General features: G+C 39.4%; 2 protein-coding genes. One reads left to right on the top strand and one right to left on the bottom strand.

Annotated features, from left to right (window positions below):
- Positions 1-138 precede the first annotated feature (138 nt).
- Positions 139-315 carry a hypothetical protein gene (locus J8M00_RS27900; RefSeq protein ID WP_211013635.1) on the bottom strand — a complete coding sequence of 59 codons (177 nt, stop codon included), beginning with the start codon at positions 313-315 and terminating at the stop codon, positions 139-141.
- A gap of 394 nt (positions 316-709) precedes the next feature.
- Between J8M00_RS27900 and J8M00_RS27895 the strand changes: the two genes are divergently transcribed.
- Complete coding sequence (locus J8M00_RS27895) at positions 710-1,777, top strand: energy transducer TonB (protein ID WP_211013634.1); 1,068 nt, start codon at positions 710-712, stop codon at positions 1,775-1,777.
- The last annotated feature ends 178 nt before the right edge of the window (positions 1,778-1,955 follow it).

The following is a 1,955-nucleotide window of genomic DNA, read 5'->3' as shown; positions in this document are numbered from 1 at the left end:
CACAATGGACCCTGAAACGAGTTCAGGGTGACGAGGGGAAGAGTACTTTGGTGTCTAAGACCTGTCATATGGTCTTTGATGTTTAAGGTTTGTCATTGTGGGCTTGCCCCGCAATCCATGTTTCGACCACGGTATTGATTATTGGCAGTACCGGCTACGGCAAGTACCTTGAGAGCAGCATGCTAAAGTATTACCAAAACAATGTGTCCATCCTGAATTGCAACCGCCAGCAATATTGGGTGTTTGTGCTTTAGGCAAATCTTGTTCGTTTGTACTTAGGCTTTTTATGCGCTTTTTATTAAGTGCTAGTTTCATAATGCTTCCTTTTATTCAAACTTACTGACTTTTTAGGTTAATAGAAATGTGAAAGTGTTACTAAGGTGTAACGTTTTAAGGTTATTCCTTTATTCAATGGATGGCTATTGAAATCTTATCAAGTGGATTAGGATAATTACTTTAAATTGAGGTATTATGCATTTATCAAATATACCTTTGAGTTTGTAGTGTGTTCTTTTCGTATTCTTAAATACAGAAATATTTTCTGGTTAATTTTTAGCAATGCAATATGAATAAAACATTCAAAATTTATTGTTAGCGTTCAGTGGTAACTTAAATATCGAACATGTATAAATTGCACTACAAGTAAAGGAACCTACATCTGTCAATGGCGTATCTCCCGACAGATGTTTTTAATTTAAAAAGGATGCTTATGAAAATCATCTCAATAATGCTAGTTACTGCCCTTTCGTTTCAAGCCAATGCGTCTTTAAACTCTGATTCACCTGAGCAACCAAATGGTGAATTCGTTGATGCTGTGCCACTAGATAGACCAGAGGCAATCTTTCCTAAGCAGGCCGCAGCACGTGGCAGAGAGGGGTGGGTACAGTTAAGTTACGTGGTCAATGAAAAGGGCGTGGTTGAATCTGCTGTTGTAGAACGTTCATCCGGGGATACATCTTTCGAGCGCTCGGCATTGAACGCTGTCAAAAAGTGGCGATTTAAGCCTGCGATGCAAAATAATAAACCCGTTAAACAGTGTAAAAATCAAGTTCAATTAACATTTTTTATGCCGGAAGATTATAGAGGGGTTTCTCGTCCTTTTTTAAATCGTTATAAAAAAATAGTCGCAAAAATTGATAAAAACGACCTTGAGTCAGTACCTCAGTTGTTTCATGAAATGAAAGAACGAAAGTTAAGAAACTTTACTGAAGACAGCTATTTTTGGGTGGCAAAAGCGCGTTATTACGCGGCGAAAAATGACAGAGTGAATGAACTACGCGCCATAGTTAGAATAATACAGTTCAATGATGGGCACGTGCCAGATGAAATGTATATCGCGTATCTTTCTCGCGCAATCGTATTAAATATGGAGCAAAATAAGCTTAAGTATGCACTCTCACTGTTTGAACGCTTGTCAAAGTTATCAGGAGCAGAAAACTCGGTTAAACAGTTAGCACCCTACATCGATAAGGTTCATGAACTGGTTGAAGATGATAGCAAGCACATTTGGGTAAAAGGTGAAATAACAAGATCCTTGTGGCGACATAAACTGGCGAGAAATGCATTCACAATATCTGATATTAAAGGTGATTTAACTTCTTTGGAAATTAGGTGTGACAATCACTATTCGAAGTATGAAGTTCAGCCACAGCAGAAGTGGAGTATCCCGGCAAGTTGGCGGGGTTGCCAAGTGTATATACATGGCGGTAAAGGGGCGCACTTTAGCTTGATTGAAACTCCACAGGTTAAAGAAGAGCTAGCGACTAAGGAAGTATGATGGACCCTGAAACGATTTCCGGGTGGCGAGGGGAAGAGAGCTTTTGTGTCTAAGACCTGTCATATGGTCTTTGATGTTTAAGGTCCGTCATTGTGGGCTCGCCCCGCAATCCATGTTTATTGATGATGGATTGTTGTTATAGATGACAATAATATCAGTGCGACGCGCTTTGTCATCA

Origin of the sequence: Pseudoalteromonas luteoviolacea, from assembly GCF_018100925.1 — a bacterium.
GTDB lineage: Bacteria > Pseudomonadota > Gammaproteobacteria > Enterobacterales > Alteromonadaceae > Pseudoalteromonas > Pseudoalteromonas obscura.
Note: the sequence above shows the minus strand (reverse complement) of the source record. Positions and strands in the feature narration are given on the sequence as shown.